The organism is Bacillus sp. J14TS2 (assembly GCF_018333015.1).
In the GTDB taxonomy this organism is placed as follows: domain Bacteria; phylum Bacillota; class Bacilli; order Bacillales; family Bacillaceae_C; genus Lederbergia.
In genome coordinates, this window is record NZ_BORE01000001.1 from 67409 (window position 1) to 85788 (window position 18380).

Genomic DNA, 18380 nt, shown 5'->3' on the forward strand with positions numbered 1-18380 from the left:
ATGAGATTCAAGAAAATGGATGAAGGGCTACCTTTAAAGTCTTACTAACAATGACTACATGTGCCAAATTTGAGGACTCTATAGCCTATTATTTAGAGCTTAATATCTTTCTGCTTTTCTTTATTTCCGAAATCGTAACCGTCCGTTTTTCTAACCATGATTGACGAGCCGCATATGCGAGTATCTCAGCCTCTAATCCATCTTCACCTGCACATTCAATGGGTTGATTTTCTTGTATGGAACGAATAAATGACTGAACCTCTTCAACATATGCCTCTTGATATCTTTCCAAGAAGAAATGTTTAGGCTTATCAATGGATACCGATTCACCTGTACTGATTTCTATATTGGTTATCCTTTCATTACCAGCGGAAACAGCACCTTTGTCACCGAAAACTTCAACCCTTTGGTCATAGCCATAAGTCGCTTTTCGACTATTATCAATGACGCCAAGTGCACCATTCGCAAATTTCAAACTAATTATAGCTGTATCAATGTCTTCTAATTCTCCAATCATTGGATCTACTAAATTAGCGGCATATACATGTACTTCTGTCACGTTAGATCCTGAGAGAAAACGCATCATATCAAAGTCATGAATGGCCATGTCAATAAACAGCCCTCCAGAACGCTGAATATAACTTGCTGGAGGTGGCTCAGGGTCTCGGGATGTCACTCTAATGATCTGAGGTTCTCCGATGATTCCTTTTTGCACAGATTCATAGACTTTACGAAAGTGTTGGTCAAATCGCCGATTAAACCCTACTTGTAACTTAACGTTATTTTCCCTAACAACTTGTAGAGCTTCTTCTGTTTCATGATAGTTAAAACTGATTGGCTTTTCACAAAAAACATGCTTTCCGGAAGTAGCCGCTGCTTTAATAATTTCAACATGTGTATCGGTACTAGAGCAGATAAATATGGCATCAATTTCCGGATCCGCAATAATTTTTCGAAAATCATCGGTTATATAATCAACTGATTTTTCTAGGTATGTGCCTTTAATCTCTGCCAAGCAAACGTCTGAAATCGCCTTCAATTTAACGTTACTGGCTCTAAGAATATTATCCGCATGCAGTTGACCAATCCGTCCAATTCCAATGATACCAATACATGTTTTTTTCATATATTAACCACCAATCCAAATTCCCTTATTTTGATTAAATCAATATTTTATTTATTCTATTTAACAGTCAAAGAATATTCACCTACGTAAAAACTTAAAAATAATATAATCAAGTATTCGATAAATTATCGTCAAACTTACTTAAATCCTTAATATACGTTAATCCACACCCAGAATTTTTAAAAATTTTGATATAACTCTACACCTTAAGAGGAAAATTCCTATATCTGAGGAGATTCATGTAAAAGTACTAAGAACATAAGTTTCCCGCTGTTTTTCATCTGAAATATAGTCTTAAATAGTCTTTTAGTCGTTATAAAACCCCTTATATTTACTTATAAGATGTTAAATCTAGCGAAAACCTGAACTTTGCATCTTCTTCATACCACATCGGAAAGTTCGTACCCCAAATGTTATTATATAAATTAAAATGGAAACCACCATTCATACTAGCAAATGTATTGTCAAACTGTAATAACCTTTTTTCTCCTATAGATATTAATGGTGCATCTTTTGTTTTAAGTTCAACACTGCCATCTGACCCTTTATAATACACTCCAGATCCAATAGCATGTAAATTCCTATTTCCATTTTGAACAACATGAAGAGGTGATATGCGTTCCCCTACTTTTTCCATTTCCCAAATATTTTCATTTGCTACATTAATGGTAAATGAAAGCCAAATTGCTTCTGGCAAACGGTTCGCTTGTTTATGAAACCAGCTTAACTCTATATCAATTTTTGGTTTTTCTTTACTAAACTCATATAAAATAACAACCTCTTTTGGAGCTCCCAATAACTCCACCGCATCATCTGCCATAGATAATTCTACTTGGATGATCTCTTTAGATGGAGTTTCCTTCTTTTTTAAAGCGACTAATTTTCCCTTATCCTCCCTATACTTCGGAATTGGGTTGATTAATTCCATTCCAGGTTTCCCTTGATCAGCATCTGACCAGTGATGCGTATCTTTAATATTTTCAACATACTGCTCAAACCATCTATTGTAATTGTCTACCCCAAAAGATTCATACCGAAATGCGCCAATGGAATTATCGACATTTACCCATTCTTTTCCATTTTTGTCGATCAATTGATTAATCGATCCATCATCAGCAAAACTAACTGTAAAATGAGTTAAAGAATGCAACTGATTAAAGGTAAGACTTTCAAATGGACCTGTCATCTGTTTTACTGGTTTTAATGATAAAAATGCATCTTGAACTTGTTTTTGTTTATCAAAAGATAACGCCGCTATTGCTTTATCGATAAATTCTCTTTGTTCTTTCCATGATTTTTCAAAAAATTGATAGCTTCTATTAAACCAAGCAGCTCCGGCCGTCTTTGGTGATATATTCGCTTCATCCATTGCAAATAATCCAATATAGCTATATTTGTCAGGTATTGCATCCTTTTGCACATGATCTAATGCCCTAGCTTTACTAAATTCCTCTTTCGTATAATTCTTATAATCACTTAGGAACTTCTTCTCATCCAAACCCCAAGTATGCTCCGGAATCATCAATAGAGAATCTGAAAAATCTGTGTACTCTTTGCTCTCTAAATCAAAGTCTCCTTGTTCCAGCCATTTATTTCGCAGACGTAATAACTCACGGTATTTTGACACCTTTTTAGGATCAGTTCCTACTCCATGTATCCAGCTATCTCCTATTTCCTCATAGACAACAGGTAATTTATGCTTAAATTTTAAAATCCTATTTGCAAAACAATCCATTGTAGATGCTTTAATTTTAGCATTGGGGAAAGAACTTTGTAGTTTATCAAATATGCCCTCTATGTCCTTTTCACTTGGCGGGCCAAGGTTATCACCAGTATGGGCAAAAACCATCACTTCATTTAATCCCTCAACTTGGAGAATATCGCCGTAATTATCAGCATAATTCACGATAATCTCTGAATTATTCGTTCCCTTCCATAGAAATATATTCGGAACATCTGGAACTTTAGAAGCTGGATTCACACCTAGGTGTAAATACTTAATTCCTTGCTCCGCCATAAGAGGAATAATTGCCTTTGTATGACCTGGAACATCAGTCATTTTTGCAGAAATAGTTTCCTTCGAAAATTGCTTATCTAGCTTTTTTGCAATCGACAAACCATAATTGAACAAATTTCTATCCATAAGCTCAGTATGTGTTGTAAATGGCAAGCCGTGCCAGGTAATAAATCCTTGATTGATCGCTTCTTCTAAAAGCTGTTGTTGTTCTCCACCAGTTCTTTTTAAATATTCATCTATTAACCAAGAACCCGTTGTCCATATAAATTCGGCGTTCCCGCCTGCTTGTTTCAGGTTATTCGCTAACTTAATCGCTTTTGGAATATACGAATGGATATATTCATTCGTCACAGTTTCAGCCAAATCCGTGAAACCTATGTCTAGATGTGTTTTAAAAATAACGTGTACCACTTCTATATTTGTTTTAATAGATCTCACCTATTTTCCTCGTCTCTTTTTTTAAACTTGCTTTTCTTTAACTGTACCAATGTTAATCAAAATAAATGGGGTTACATAATGCAGCCAATAAGTATTCATCTACTTCGGAAAAATATCGCCAAATTTCTCCTCTATAAAAGGTACGGTTATCATTGTTAATTTTTAATTCTACTTGTTCATCATTTGTTATTATCTTCTCTAGCTCTAAACCTTTATTGGTATAAATTTTGATGATATCTTTATTTTTTATCCTACTCGCCTTTACATCAATTGTTTCATTAGATTTGACACAAGTGTCACCCATCATGCTATTCCCGCATTCCATTTCAATGAGAGGACCGGTTGGCGAATAACTAATATGAACATGGCCTTGATGAACTTCATTCAAAATATCTTCCTGGCTTTTAGATTTACTGTATACCCAAGTTGTTGGCCCCCCGTGTTTGACAAACGGATCTGGACGATGGGTATCACTTCCGCCAATTGCGACCAGTTTTCTTCCATTAGAAAGTTCCTGTTGCCACCAATTTAAGGCTTTTTGATTATCTTCTCTCCACGGACCATTCCAAATCTCTACAAAATCGTAATCAAAATTCCAGTCCCATTTCCAACCGGTATAACGACAGTATGGATGATTAAGTGTAATCGCAGCTCCATTTTTTCTTGCCTCTTTTAAACGTTGAGCAAGCTCCAGGTCACTATTTACTCTGAAATCTTGCAAAGGATCTTCTACTCCTAAAAGATTTAAATGACCCTTATTCGTCGTTAGTTCCATACCTGGTATGATGGTTATCTTTGCATCTCGTGGTCGCGCATAATTTTGACTTGATGTATTATGATCCGTTAAGGCGATAAAATCCAATTGTAGTGATTCAGCTATTTCAATGCTTTCCTTTAATGTATATGTACCATCACTGTGAACACTATGAAGATGCAAATCGCCTCTTAACCATCGATAGATTTTTGGAGTATATTCAATTTCCAATTTTACTTCACAACCATTTGGCTGCACCTTATAGCTTCCAAGCAGGACTGCCCATTCTCCTTTTTGTAATGTCCCTTGTAAATATCCAGGAGTTGCACTAGTCTCACTAATATAAAAATGCGCGCGTGCTCCACCGCTCCAACCTCGAACACGGTTAGAGTCTCTTACACCCAAATCTATGACCGTTTCGGAGGGATTTTCACTCGTTACTTCCATTTTCACATGAATACTCTCAATATTCTCGGGAACAGAAAACTTCACTTCAATATATTGCTCCTGCTCTTCCTGTGCAATTTGCCTTATAAAAGTTTCTTTCCACTTTGCATTTGGATGATTATTCATAATATTTCCTCCTCGCGGTTATTCTTTGGTCGAACCTAGCATAATACCTTCCACAAAATACTTTTGGGCATAAGGGTAGATAATGATCAATGGAAGAATCGCAATCACAATCCCCGCCATCGAAACATTCGGTGTGAGTAAATCACCACTTGACGTTGCATCGTTTGATAATATGATTGAGCGTAATGCGATCTGCAATGTGTATTTATGATCATCATTTATATAAAGTAATGCTGGCAAGAAATGATTCCATTTACCAACAAATTCAAATAACGTGATGGTGGCTATACCCGGTTTTGCTAACGGTAAATAAATAGTAAAGAAAATTCTTAGATCACCAGCCCCATCTATCTTTGCAGATTCCGCCAAGTCATATGAAATGCTTTGGAAAAAATTCCGTAGTAATAGAATACTAAAGCCTGACGCTATTCCATTAATTACTAATGAAGACAATGTATTAAGCAAACCAAGATCTTTATTAACAATATAAAGAGGAATCATAATGGCCTCTCCTGGGATTGTCATTGTAGCTAAGATGAATATAAGTAAGATATTTTTACCTGGCAGTTTCCTTTGAATTAATACATACGCCGCCATGGCTGACAGAAATACGTGAAAGAAAGTACCGATTATTGTGACTTTAACATTGTTATAAAAAGGAAGCCAAAGATCCATTTTATTCCAAATTGTGACAAAACCATCAAAAACGATTTCCTTAGGGAATAGTTTAATTCCAGGTTCCATTGAACCTAAATCACTTGATAATGAAACAGTCAGTGTATATAGCAATGGGATAATCATTGTTGCAACTAGTAGCAATAAGAAAAGTAGATTAATAATGTAAATAGTCTTATATTTCCAGCCTCTATTATTCCATGAATCCATAACTAAACCTCCTCACCATATCTTGTGATTTTCCTTGCAATCAAAGCCAGAACTAATGTTGCAACAATAACAATAAACGAGGCTGCCGTTGCTATTCCCATGTCGAACTGATTAATCCCTTTTTCATACGTATAGATCATTAATACATCAACCTTGCTAGCAATTGAAGAGTTTCTCATAATGAAAATTTGGTCAAATATCTTTAAAACACCTAATAAATTTAATAGAAAAACAACGATCATAGTAGGATATAACTGTGGAATCATAATATGGCGAATTTCTTGCCATCTTGTGGCCCCATCTATTTTTGCCGCTTCATAAAGCTCTGGACTAATTCCCACAATAGCAGCTAAATATAAAATACATAAAAAGCCCATGTCCTTCCATATGGCGGTGAAAATCATTAACGGTTGTGCCAACCATCCCCTTGTAAAAAAGTAGATTGGTTCTCCACCGAAGTATTTAATAATTTCATTCACAACTCCACCATCTGGTGCCAACATGTATATCCATATTCCCCCAACGATTACCCATGAAAATAAATGAGGCAAATAAATGATCATTTGAGTGATCTTTTTAAACGTCGTACTGATAACCTCATTTAACGATATTGCTACTATAATCGGAAAAGCAAATCCGATAAATAAAATCCCTCCACCTATAATTAATGTGTTTACCATAGCTCTCCAGAATACTGGGTCTTTTAATACAGTTACATAATTTTCAAATCCAATAAACGGCGAGTCACCAATCAATTTAAAGTCCTGGAGACTAATTATAAACCCCCTAATTAATGGATAATATGAAAATAACAGAAAGTAAATAACGACTGGTAGTATCATCAAATAGAGCCAAGCCTTTTCACGAAGTATCTTCAATGAAGGTCACCACCTTTAAATTTGTAATTAAGAGGAAAGAGATGTCATTAAACATGCACAGCCAAAATTCATTTGCTGGAAAAAACCAAGCATTGGGAATGTCTAATTATATAGAACTTGGATGAAAACATGTTTCTTTGACAGCTCATCCAAAGAGAAAGGGCCTTTCCCCAATCTTAGGTTAGTTAATATTACTACTTACCTATTTGATTTTTGGAGAAAGACTCTTTTTAAAAATATTTCAAAAGTAGCTTAAATTCCAAGATTCAAGCTATTACTTTTCACATATATTATTCATCAATCAAATTTGCAGATAATAATTCACTATGCATTTTTTTGACTGCATCTGTTGCTGACAATTCACCCATAATTGCTTTAAATGCATAATTTTCAACAATTTTTTCTGCTTCTACCCAATCAGATGTAGCAACTTCTAGCGTAGCATTTTCCAAAATGATTTCTTGTGCTTCCTGAATTCCCGGCATTACTTCAATCGGGTTTTCCCAGTTTGTATTATTAGGGGTAACAACTCCATGATCCATACTGTGTTCCTCACCTATGTCGGTTAATTCATATTGGCCATCTTCTACTGTATAGTCATGGTCTTTTATTCCTAAAGTACTTAAAATATTACCTTCCTCTGAGTGCCAAAACTCTAAAAATTCCATGGCTGTTTCAGTATGTTCGGCATTTACCGGCATTACCCAAACACTAGGGTCACCACGCCTTAAGATCATTCCACCATCAGGACCAATTGCACCAGGCAATCCTTTTGCTTCAAATTCGGTATCAGGGTCTTCTGATTGACGTTTCTGATTAAATAACCCAACCCATGCATCCCAGTATGTGACCATACCTACTTTATCTGATAAAAATAGTTGCTGCATTTCTCCCCCACCATTTGTTGCAAAAGCTGGGTCTAAAAGACCTTCATCATATAGTTTTGCAAGCCATTCAAGTACAGGCACAGCCTTTTCGGTGGATATTGGTATCGTTCTTTTACCATCATCATTAATGACGTACTTATACTTAACACCTTCTGCACTCAAAAACGGTTGGATATCGTATAGACCTGCTGTTGCAAGACCATATGTATCATCCTTACCGTTTCCATCTGGATCCTGTTCTTTAAATGCTTTAAACACGTTATAAAAATCATCCAAGGTTTTCGGTTCTTCTAAATTCAACTTTTCCATCCAGTCTTGGCGAACAACTGGCATGGTTCCACCTTCGAATTTATTAAATACTCCATAAATTTTATCTTCATCATATTTAATTAGATCCCATTCTTCAGTTGGAATTACACTTGGATCAGATAAGGTAGGTGATCCTTCGATTTTGTCGTTTAATTCAGTTAAAATATTTTGGTCAACTAATCTGTCCATTAAGTCTTTTGTTACTAATAACAAATCAAACTTATCTCCAGAAGACATACTTGCCAATAACTTCTGGCTATAATCTGATGGTGGCTTTACCATATCAACTTTTATTCCTGTTAATCTTTCAATCTCCTCAAGGAATAGCTTATTTTCCTCAGGCGTTTTTCCACCAACAACATTGGACATTATTCGTAATGTTTTTTCTTCGGACTGCTTATCGTTTTTATCTGAACCTCCAGTTGATGTTTTTCCGGAATCACATGCTGTGGCAATTAACATAAAAACGGATAGAATTAATACAAGAAAATACCATTTATTTCTCCTCATTTGTTTCCACCTCTCCCCACTATGTTCATATCATTGACCTCCCAAGAGACATCCTTTTCACTTTCTTCAAGCAAATATTCAACTGTTATATTAAACACATCACCCCTTTCAATTTGCCTTACACTTACAATGTATACTCTTATTGTTAGTTCTAGATGAAAGGTAGGTAATTTTTTTGTAAATACATATCGAAATATGTCGACTAAATAGCTTAAAGCGGTCAAGCCTTTAAAATCACTTTTTACACCTTAATACGATAAAAAACCTAAATTGCAATATTAACTGCAACACTTTTGTGAAACCACTCTATAAGGTTGTTTATGGAAATTTGTTGCTTGTGACCTCCACACAATCAACAAATCATGCGAAAATTCCCTCCGGAGTCTCGTAATTCTAGATTTTCCTGTTCGATCAATTACCTTATCGCTCGAATCCCTCCCCCCCTAGTCATCCAATTTCATTAAAGCGGTTTAATGAAGTGCATAAGGAAGGTATAGATTGTATGTACCTTCCGAATTGAACGTTATTTTTTTACTTTTTTATCACGTTAATGTTTTACAAGACTCTCTAATAACTAATTTTGCTGCTATTATTTTTTTCTTAGGAGCTAAATTACCATTTAATACATTAATTAATACCTCTGTAGCCTCTTCCCCCAATTTTTCCGGGTACAATTCAACACTTGTAAACTTCGGTGTAGTTTCCATTGCAAGGGTTTCATTATTACTAAGTGCAATTAATGATAAGTAATTGGGAATTTCAAGATTTAATTCCCTTGCAGCACGCAACACCCCAAGAGCAACTCGATCGGTGTCAGCTATAATAGCTGTGTGTGCTTTTTTGTCATACACTTCTAGAAGACTATAAAATCCAAAATCTGAAGCGCTCTTGTGTTTTATCTGATTGTTATATACGATATTTGCCTCTTTAAATGGGAGATCATAATTTTCATATGCTAATTTAAAACCTTCTCTTCTATCTGTAGCCACTGTCATGTCTTTGGCCGCATTTAGAAAAAGAATTTCTTGGTGACCGATGTCAATTAAATATTCACCGACTTCTTTAGCTATTTTAATGTTATTATTATCTACAAATCTTGTATCATGATCATTTTTTCCCGGCCTGCCTATTACTACAAATGGCAAATTACTGTTCTTATATTGGCGTATTCTTGGGTCATCATCTTTTGGATTTAATAAAATTATTCCATCCACAGGATCCCTTGAATATAGGGCTGATTCTTCACTCTCAAATACCCTGTCAAGCAGTACGCGGTATCCATTTTCTGTACACTTTTTTACTACACCATTAATAACTTTTAAATCAAAGCCACTTAACTCAAAATCTGTCGTTTGCATTTTCAAACCAATAACCATCGTTTTTTTAATTGCTAAGCTTCTGGCAATATGGTTTGGTACATAGTTCAATTCTTTTGCGATATTCAAAACACGTTCCGTCACTTCCGTACTGATAGGTCGTTTTTTACTAAACACATTGGAAACTGTTCCCTTTGAAACACCAGCCCTTTTGGCAACATCATCTATAGTGACCATATTAACTCCTTTAACTGACAATAATTTAATTAAAAGTTAACCAACCAAAGTATATCTCTATTGATAAAATAATGGCAAAAAACCACTTAATTTTTTTAAAATGTTTACGAGTGTAAGACATGTTTATTAAACCGGTTTAACGAATGATCACGTTTTCATTATAGGGAGTATTTAGAAAAATAGCAATACCTTTATTTACTTTTTTGATGAAGTTTTGGTTATTTGTTGGTAATATATATTATAAATATCTCTAAAGCTGGCTATTAACGTTAAATCAATAAAGGGGTAATATAGGAATGATTAAAGATCAACGGATTAATAAAATTAAAGCGTATGTTACTGAGCATAAGTCTGTATCGTTAGATGAATTGACAAATGTATTTAAAGTATCTAAAAACACGATTCGGCGTGATATTCAAGAGCTTGTTGAAAAAGGGTACCTAAAAAAGGTTTATGGCGGTGTTACTGTAGATGATGACAAAAGTGCAAAGTTAGAATCTTTCTATGACCGCCAAGTTCGTAGTCAATCAGAAAAGGAAAAGATTGGGAAAGCAGCAGCCGATTACGTTAAAGATGGAGATATCATTTTTATTGACTCCGGAACCACAACAATTGGGATGACGGAATATATTAAAGAAAAGGAAATTACGGTGATAACCAATAATCTTAATTTTATTATCCGTGCACTCCCATACAAAAATTTAAATGTGATTACAGCTGGAGGCATCCTTGAAAGAAAAACAAATTCGTTTGGAAGCTTAAAATATATGGATGTTTTAAATGCTTATAATATTAATAAATCTTTTATGGCATCAACAGGTGTTTCCTTATTAAATGGTGTGACGAACGCATCACCACTTGAAAGTGAATTAAAAACTTCCATAGTGAACAGAAGCTCAGAAGTGTTTTTACTAGTAGATCATGATAAATTTGACAAATATGGGTTAATGACTTACAGCCAGTTGGAAGATATCGACTACGTAATAACCGATATAATGCCAAGTGAAGTTTATCAAGGCTATGCAAAAAAATACAATATTCAACTCATTATTGCTGAATAACCCAAAACGAGGATGGGACATAATTAAAACGTTAAACTTAGACGAACAATGCATTTCCAAAGCGGGGGTATATACGCCCTAATAGTTCGGTCTTTTCTTTGACGAAAATACTTATGTCCCAGTCCCTTTAACTATTTTAATCTTTCTCTTTTCTCCTAATTAATCCAATCGCGTTTTAAGCGAAGTAATTCGGGCACATTTTTAGTCGTAATCGAATCTACTTCAAGCTTTGCCATTCTAAGCATGTCATCCTGATTCATAACTGTCCAAACGTACACATGCAATCCTAATTCCTGCGCCTTTGTCACTAATTCTTTGCGACAAAGCTTATAATTAATATTGATACCGAAACAACCTGTAGAAAGTGCCGCTTCACATGTTTGATCAAGAGCGCGGATATAAGAGTGCGTTTTAAAAAGTTTTTCATTTACATTAAGTAGCATTTTTAAGTCAGGATATTTTTCAGCCACATAACGGGCCCTTTTCTCCTCACATCCTGACAATAATACTTGACCAAAAAGTGAATAATGTTTTACAAGTTCAGCTACTCTTTTAGGTGAATGATTATCCTTAATATCAAGATTTGCCCTTTTCCCTGATCCTTTGAGTAAAATTAATAATTGCTCCAACCTAACAATCCGCATAGCATTTTCTCTCGCACCATGGTGCGTAATTACTTCAAGTTGTTCAAGCTCTTCCATTGTCATTTGAGAAATCTGCCAGCTACGTCCAGATGTATCGATCAAATGATCATCATGAAAGAGCACAGCCTCCCCATCCTTCGTCGCTCGAACATCCTCCTCAAGGATATCGGCATCCGACTTAAACGCTGAAAGAATAGATTGCCATGAATTATCGGGTTGGTTCATGCATCCAGTGTGAGCAGTAATTAAGGGAAAAACCATATTATTTCTCCTCTTTTTCCAAATTTACTTTTAGATTTACAACTAACTTTTTAAATTCATATTATACAAAATTACCTGATCAATCTCACTATACAACTTATAATGGCTAATTAAGTGAAAGGCGACCTTTACTCATGATCACTGAGAAAAGCTCTTTTATTTTATTTCATGCATTACTGGGTTCCATCAAACGACCTATATATTTTCTTACTTTAAGAGTCCCTGAATGCTATGGCCCTGTTCAGATACAACAATCCCTTTTGTATCCATTGCATGTAAAAAATCGCGATGAAAAATAAATGCCTTTTTTGTCTTTTCGAAAGGTTTTATGGTTAAGTAGCTACTAAACCAAGGCACTTGCCACTTCAAGATTTCTTATTTCCAAAAATTCTCTTAGCACTTCTGGCGCCCTAGGGTATTTATTACCGATTTCTGTTCCAGAATAGCTTGCTAGCGCCATTTTACTTATACACTGTTCAAATGTATTTTCTTGTCCAAGCTCTGGCATATCATCATTTGTCCATGCGATCAGCGCACAGGCAAATTTAATTCTATCACTCATCTGCATGACAAATTCTCTCTTCAATGATTAAATCATTCAATATTTAAGCCTATTTTACATCTATTCCAACAATTCCCTTTGTTTCAATGGATTTTTGACAGGCAATTGCCACTTTAGTGCTTTGTAATCCATCAACAGCACTCACTTCTGGTTGGCGCTTTTCCTTAATACATGCTACAAATTCATTCATTTCACTTTTGAATGCTTCCTGAAAACGTTCAGGGAAATTCTGCGATGTTGGTCTGATCGCGCCATGCTCATTAAAAACGGTCACTAAATTCTTTTCAGGTACAGTTGCGATTCGCAGCATTCCTTTTGTACCAATTAGTTCTGTCTCAACATGATATCCATGAGCAGCATTCCGGCCTGCAACTAGAATCGCCATCGTTTGATCTTCCAATTGCATCATTGCCGCCCCCGTTTCTAATTCATTCACTTTATCTAATTCAGGATAGGCTGCATTTTTTCCCATTGCCCAAACACGACTTATTTCTTTTTTTGTAAACCATCGAACTAAATCAATATCATGAATAGACATATCGGCAAATAACCCACCACTATTGCTTGCTCCTGCAAATTTGACAAAACTTTCTAATCCAGAATGGGGATCTATCCCGTAACAACGGACAACCGTCAGTTCACCTAATTCACCTTCATTCACGAGTTTCTTAGCGTATTGATAGGATTCATCATAACGCCTCATAAAACCAAGCAGAAAAATCTGTTGGGGATGGGCATTAATAACTTTTATCGTTCTTTCAATTTCCTTTACATCTAATCCAAGGGGTTTTTCACTAAATACATGTAATCCCTTTTCCATCGCTAAACAAATTTGCTTAGGATGAAATCCCGATGGTGACACAATACATACTGCATCAAGATTTGGGTTATTCACCATTTCCTCATATGATTTGTACGTTTCTTTTACGCCTAATTTACTTTTTGCAAACTTTAATTCTTCTTCTTCAAGACTGCAAGCGGCATAAAGTTCTGCACCTTGTGTATGTTTGACTATATTCATAGCATGTATTTTCCCAAGTCGTCCCAATCCAACAATTCCTATCCTAATGTTAGTCATTAGGCATTGCCTCCCGGTCTCTCAAAATTTAGTTTCAATCAAGCCTTATTACTTGATTGAAACTCTCTCAATTTATCTTTTACTGTTTGTTTGACTGCTTCTTTTCCATGGGAGAGAATGGTACGAGCATCATATAGTGATCTATCTTTATCCAGTATTTCGCGAATTGCTTGCGTCCAAGCTTGCAAACATTCCGTATTTACATTAATCTTCGCATGTCCCAGCTTAATCGTTTTTTTGATTTGATGATCAGGGATACCTGAACCCCCATGTAAAACAAGCGGGACATTCGTTAATTCTGAGATTCTCTTCATTTCTGTGAATCCTAATACTGGCTCACCTTGATATGGCCCATGAACAGAGCCTAGAGCGGCTGCTAGAGCATCTATCCCCGTTTCGTTTACAATTCGCAAACATTCCATTGGGTCTGCATATTGAATACCGCCAATCAGTCCATCCTCGTTACCACCGACTGTTCCAACTTCTGCCTCAACAGACACACCGTAAGGTCCTGCGTAATCCGTGACCTGCTTTGTCATTTCAATATTTTTGTCAATTGATTGATGGGATCCATCAATCATGACGGAAGTATAACCAGCATGTATAGCCTCTATACAGCGTTTCACACTGGGTCCGTGATCTAAATGTAAAGCGACTGGTACAGTAATATTCTTTTGTTCAACAATCCTATTTACCATTGTAGCGATCGTCTGAAATCCCCCTAAATAATCTACTAATCGATCAGAAGATGCGACAATAACAGGAGAATTCTCCTCTTGAGCTCCTTCCAAAATGGCTTCAACCCATTGAAAACTATTGATGTTAAATGCACCAATGGCATATTTTTCTTGTTTCGCTTTTAGAAGTATCTTTTTCATCGAAACTAATCTTGTCGTTACTAATGTCAACTCCATCCTCACCTCTTTCCACGGAATCAAATTAATTAATAGCTTTTAATATTGTTTAGCTGTTTCAAGTTTTTGTTTTCTTAACTCAGATACTTTTTGAATACTCTCCTTATTGGATACTTCTGCCACGCCAACATTCCACCAGCTTTCATAACCATCTGTCATGGTTTTAGGCAGGACTTTCATTTCAATTAATGTAGATACATCTTGCTTTTTCGTATCCTCTAGCGACTCTTTCAATTGCTCAATGGTATTGGCACGATAGGTTTTCGCACCATATCCTTCCGCCACTTTTGCATAATCTATATTTAAGATTTTGTTATCATGGGTTCTAAATTCTGTGAAGTACGTACCACCGCCGTTATCCATTTGCAAATTATTAATACAACCAAATCCGGAGTTATCAAAAAGAATGACATTTATTTTATAACCATATTGAATAGCTGTAATGAATTCAGAGTGCAACATTAGAAAACTGCCATCACCCACAAGTGAGTATACCTCTTTTGTTGGCTCAGCCAATTTAACGCCTAATGCACCGGATATTTCGTACCCCATACAAGAATAACCATATTCCACGTTATACGTATTAGGGACAATAGGATTCCAGATCCTCTGCACATCTCCTGGAAGAGATCCTGAAGAAGCAATAATGATACTGTTTGGATCAATCACTTCATTTACAGCAACTAATGCGGTCGTTTGCACTAATTCTGTATGTAAAGCATCGGAATATTCATTTAGTTTATCTTGTGTAAAGTGATTTTTTACTTCTGGTTCAAAATTATCGCGAGTAAATGTTACCTTGCTTAGGCGGTCACGCTCAGCATTCCATTCTTCTTTAAATTCAGTAATTGTGTGGCCAAACTCACTCTCATATCCTTCTAAAAGAGGCAACAGCTGATCTAATGTCGTTTTAGCATCTGCCACTATTTGGAAGGCATCCATCTTATATGCTTGTAAACGGCTAACATTTATATTTAAAAACTTGGCTTCATTATTAAATGCAGTTTTGGATGATGTCGAGAAATCTGTATATCTCGTACCGATCCCAATAAATAAATCAGCCTGACGTGTTATTTTATTTGCCGCAAGTGTGCCCGTAACACCCAATCCACCCAAGTTATTTTTAAATGTAGATTCTACCGTTGCTTTACCAGCCTGTGTTTCAACTAATGGAATATTATATTTTTCCGATAGGGACATTAAGATGTCACGTGCTCCTGAATACTTAGCACCGCCACCGACAAGGATAACAGGCCTTTTGCTCGCTTTTATCAGTTGCACCGCTCTTGTTAGTTCCCGCTCGACCGGCACTTTACGATCTAAATAATGAATCCGTTTTTTAAAGAAGTCTTCATCATAATCATAACTTTCACCTTCTACATCTTGTGCAATACAAATGGTTGCAGGACCAGCTTTTCCTGGGTCTGTCATGACCTCAAAAGCGCGAATTAAACTTGACATTAACTGCTCAGGACGCGTAATTCGATCCCAATAACGAGATACAGGTTTTAAGGCATCATTTGTCGTAACCGTAAAGCTATATTCCTGTTCGATTTGTTGCAATACAGGATCAGGCTGTCTTGTCGCAAACGTATCACCTGGTATAAACAACACAGGAATATTGTTAGCTAAAGCTGTACCGGCAGCTGCTGTTAAGTTAGCTGATCCGGGTCCAACAGACGTCGTGACAGCATAAATCTTTTGGCGTAACTTTTGTTTACTATAAGCAATGGCGGCATGCGCCATCCCTTGTTCATTTTTCCCTTGGATGACTTGTAAGTGACCAGCATCTTGTTCAAGTGCTTGACCCATTCCTAAAACATTTCCGTGTCCAAATACAGCGAAAACACCTTCAACAAATGGAAATTCTTCTCCATCAACATGGAGATACTGCTGGTTTAAAAATTTAACTAAGGCTTGCGCAGTTGTTAATCTAATTTTCCCCATGAACGTTTCACCCCTTATAAATTCGTAATGCCTTTATTCGATTGTTCAGCAATTAATTTCTCAATTTCTTCTACTGTAGGCATAGCTTCCGAACTACTATGCTTACTAACAACAATAGCCGCAGAAGCACTACCGTATTGGAGAGCTGTTTCTATATCTTTCCTATTCAGTAGAGCATATAGGAACGCGGAAGCATAAGAATCACCTGCACCAAAGGTTTTTAATACTTTTGTTAAGTATGCACGCCCCTTAAAAACTTCCCCTGATTTTGCATAAGCATATGACCCTTCTACACCATGTTTAATAACAACTAATTCTGGAGAGTGTGTAAACAGATGGCTTACGGTAGCTTCGTTGTTGCCATCTTCGCTATTTTCCATGACATCAAATTCTTCACGTGTTCCTACAACTATGTCCGCTTGTTCGGCAATCAAAGTATAGTAAACAGCTGTTTCTTCAGGTGATCCCCATGTATATGGACGATAATCTAATTCAAATATAACCTTCACATCATGTTTCTTAGCGAAATGAATAGCCTTCAGCACAGCTTCACGGGAAGGGCTTGTAGCTAAAGCGGTACCAGAGACAAGCAGAATTTTGGACTTCTTAATATATTCCTCACTCACTTCACTTGGTTGTAAGTATAGATCCGCGGCCTCTTCGCGATACATTAAAATACTACATTCTTCCGGACTTTTAATCTCCGTAAACGTTAATCCTGATTTATGACCATCTTGGTCAACCGCCATATGATCCGTATCTACTCCAACACTTTTCATATATTGCTCAATAAAACGGCCATGTTGATCATCTGATAATTTACCGATAAATCCTGCTTTTAGGCCTAATCTAGATGTACCAATGGCGATATTAGCTGGTGATCCCCCAACATACTTTTTGAATGTCATCGTTTCCTCCATTGGACGGTTATATTCCACTGCATTTAAATCGATGCACGCCCGGCCAATTGCGATAAGGTCAAATTCTCGATCTGAGTTGAACTCAATTTTCATATTGTCGCACCCCTTTATTTTCGTTCCAGTATCCACTCATGGGCAGGTTCATTATGAAATTTCCAGATACGTTTCGGTCCTGCCATAATGTTTAAATAATAAGATTCATACCCATCCGGAACTGCTACAGGATGGTACCCTTTCGGGACTAACACAACATCGCCATTTTCCACGGCCATTGTTTCATCAAGCGATCGGTCATCTGAATAGACCCGCTGAAAGACAAATCCACTATTGGGATTCATTTCATGATAATAGGTTTCTTCTAAAAAAGATTCATTCGGTAAATTGTCTTGGTCGTGTTTATGAGGTGGGTAGCTAGACCAATTACCGCTTTCTGTAAAGACTTCTACCACTAGTAAACAATTGGCACTTGGATCAGAGTCAGGAAGAATATTATGTACCAAACGTTTGTTATTATATTTCCCCCTATGTTCGATACTGTTGTCTTCTGCCTTTATCAGTCTAGTAGGTAATTGTTTCTCAGATGGCGAATAACAGAGAATGATCCGTGCATCTGTAACCGCTTTAACTTCAAACGAACGATCATTTGAGATATAAACACTGTCAGTTGGTTTCTTTTCAAAGACACTCTCCCGCATACCTATATTTTCGAATGTTTCTGTATGGTCAGTTACGTTTATTTTTCCAGTTAAAGCAACAATGCAGCATTCTACTTTTTCTAATTTCTCACTAAAATTGGAGCCTGGGGCTAAATCCACTACCTTCATTCCCACATATATTAATGATGAATTCTCACTTGACACCTCATGAACGATTTTGACTCCAGATGACGCTTCTACTGAATTAGGTTTTCGAAGTAATGTACTCACTTTATTTCACCCTCCATGTAGTTATTTTATCCAAAGTGAAGATTGATAGGATGATAGCTTTACCTTTAGAGGATATTCCAAAGGTGAAGCCTATGGATGAACAGCTAAATTCGCGCTGTCCTGGCGCAACGCTGTTC

At 36.3% G+C, this 18380-nt stretch carries 14 protein-coding genes and 1 pseudogene; 1 reads left to right on the forward strand and 14 read right to left on the reverse strand.

What is annotated here, in order from left to right:
• Positions 1–88 precede the first annotated feature (88 nt).
• From iolG (KI375_RS00290) to KI375_RS00320, 7 genes are all read right to left on the reverse strand, one after another.
• Positions 89–1126 (reverse strand): inositol 2-dehydrogenase, encoded by a 1038-nt coding sequence (gene iolG, locus KI375_RS00290; RefSeq protein WP_212971575.1) that lies wholly within the window; start codon positions 1124–1126, stop codon positions 89–91.
• 331 nt (positions 1127–1457) lie between these two features.
• The gene (locus tag KI375_RS00295; RefSeq protein WP_244852124.1) at positions 1458–3581 is read right to left on the reverse strand and encodes a DUF5054 domain-containing protein; all 2124 of its coding nucleotides are present in this window, start codon (positions 3579–3581) and stop codon (positions 1458–1460) included.
• A 52-nt stretch (positions 3582–3633) separates the two neighbouring features.
• A complete protein-coding gene (locus KI375_RS00300; RefSeq protein ID WP_212971576.1) occupies positions 3634–4908 on the reverse strand; it encodes a CehA/McbA family metallohydrolase in 1275 nt (424 codons plus the stop codon).
• A gap of 18 nt (positions 4909–4926) precedes the next feature.
• Complete coding sequence (locus KI375_RS00305; RefSeq protein ID WP_212971577.1) at positions 4927–5793, reverse strand: carbohydrate ABC transporter permease; 867 nt, start codon at positions 5791–5793, stop codon at positions 4927–4929.
• Between the two features lie 2 nt (positions 5794–5795).
• Entirely contained in the window at positions 5796–6671 is an 876-nt protein-coding gene (locus KI375_RS00310) for an ABC transporter permease subunit (protein ID WP_244852126.1), read from the reverse strand.
• A gap of 290 nt (positions 6672–6961) precedes the next feature.
• A complete protein-coding gene (locus KI375_RS00315; RefSeq protein ID WP_212971578.1) occupies positions 6962–8377 on the reverse strand; it encodes an extracellular solute-binding protein in 1416 nt (471 codons plus the stop codon).
• A 542-nt stretch (positions 8378–8919) separates the two neighbouring features.
• Positions 8920–9951 carry a LacI family DNA-binding transcriptional regulator gene (locus KI375_RS00320; RefSeq protein WP_280528613.1) on the reverse strand — a complete coding sequence of 344 codons (1032 nt, stop codon included), beginning with the start codon at positions 9949–9951 and terminating at the stop codon, positions 8920–8922.
• Positions 9952–10226: 275 nt separating this feature from the next.
• Here KI375_RS00320 and KI375_RS00325 point away from each other — a divergent pair, with 275 nt between their 5' ends.
• Positions 10227–10991, forward strand: coding sequence for a DeoR/GlpR family DNA-binding transcription regulator (locus tag KI375_RS00325; protein WP_212971580.1), 765 nt, complete (start codon positions 10227–10229; stop codon positions 10989–10991).
• A 155-nt stretch (positions 10992–11146) separates the two neighbouring features.
• Here KI375_RS00325 and KI375_RS00330 read toward each other — a convergent pair whose 3' ends face one another.
• From KI375_RS00330 to iolB, 7 genes and pseudogenes are all read right to left on the reverse strand, one after another.
• A complete protein-coding gene (locus KI375_RS00330) occupies positions 11147–11896 on the reverse strand; it encodes a glycerophosphodiester phosphodiesterase (RefSeq protein WP_212971581.1) in 750 nt (249 codons plus the stop codon).
• Between the two features lie 213 nt (positions 11897–12109).
• A pseudogene (locus KI375_RS00335) lies at positions 12110–12464 on the reverse strand (IolE/MocC family protein); the annotation flags it as partial.
• A 43-nt stretch (positions 12465–12507) separates the two neighbouring features.
• A complete protein-coding gene (gene iolG / locus KI375_RS00340) occupies positions 12508–13536 on the reverse strand; it encodes an inositol 2-dehydrogenase (RefSeq protein ID WP_212971582.1) in 1029 nt (342 codons plus the stop codon).
• Positions 13537–13574: 38 nt separating this feature from the next.
• Entirely contained in the window at positions 13575–14450 is an 876-nt protein-coding gene (gene fba / locus KI375_RS00345; protein WP_212971583.1) for a class II fructose-1,6-bisphosphate aldolase, read from the reverse strand.
• A gap of 39 nt (positions 14451–14489) precedes the next feature.
• Positions 14490–16397: a 3D-(3,5/4)-trihydroxycyclohexane-1,2-dione acylhydrolase (decyclizing) gene (gene iolD, locus KI375_RS00350; protein ID WP_212971584.1), complete on the reverse strand. Its 1908-nt coding sequence runs from the start codon at positions 16395–16397 to the stop codon at positions 14490–14492.
• A gap of 14 nt (positions 16398–16411) precedes the next feature.
• Positions 16412–17410 carry a 5-dehydro-2-deoxygluconokinase gene (iolC, locus tag KI375_RS00355; protein ID WP_212971585.1) on the reverse strand — a complete coding sequence of 333 codons (999 nt, stop codon included), beginning with the start codon at positions 17408–17410 and terminating at the stop codon, positions 16412–16414.
• Positions 17411–17424: 14 nt separating this feature from the next.
• On the reverse strand, positions 17425–18243 hold the full coding sequence (gene iolB / locus KI375_RS00360) for a 5-deoxy-glucuronate isomerase (RefSeq protein ID WP_212971586.1): 819 nt from the start codon (positions 18241–18243) through the stop codon (positions 17425–17427).
• Between the last annotated feature and the right edge of the window lie 137 nt (positions 18244–18380).

Bases quoted from the DNA above. Each gene is read 5' to 3' on its own strand.
- fba (WP_212971583.1), bottom strand. From the start codon at position 14,450: ATGGAGTTGACATTAGTAACGACAAGATTAGTTTCGATGAAAAAGATA.
- KI375_RS00305 (WP_212971577.1), bottom strand. From the start codon at position 5,793: ATGGATTCATGGAATAATAGAGGCTGGAAATATAAGACTATTTACATT.
- KI375_RS00330 (WP_212971581.1), bottom strand. From the start codon at position 11,896: ATGGTTTTTCCCTTAATTACTGCTCACACTGGATGCATGAACCAACCC.
- iolC (WP_212971585.1), bottom strand. From the start codon at position 17,410: ATGAAAATTGAGTTCAACTCAGATCGAGAATTTGACCTTATCGCAATT.
- iolG (WP_212971582.1), bottom strand. From the start codon at position 13,536: ATGACTAACATTAGGATAGGAATTGTTGGATTGGGACGACTTGGGAAA.
- iolD (WP_212971584.1), bottom strand. From the start codon at position 16,397: ATGGGGAAAATTAGATTAACAACTGCGCAAGCCTTAGTTAAATTTTTA.
- KI375_RS00300 (WP_212971576.1), bottom strand. From the start codon at position 4,908: ATGAATAATCATCCAAATGCAAAGTGGAAAGAAACTTTTATAAGGCAA.
- KI375_RS00315 (WP_212971578.1), bottom strand. From the start codon at position 8,377: ATGAGGAGAAATAAATGGTATTTTCTTGTATTAATTCTATCCGTTTTT.
- KI375_RS00325 (WP_212971580.1), top strand. From the start codon at position 10,227: ATGATTAAAGATCAACGGATTAATAAAATTAAAGCGTATGTTACTGAG.
- iolG (WP_212971575.1), bottom strand. From the start codon at position 1,126: ATGAAAAAAACATGTATTGGTATCATTGGAATTGGACGGATTGGTCAA.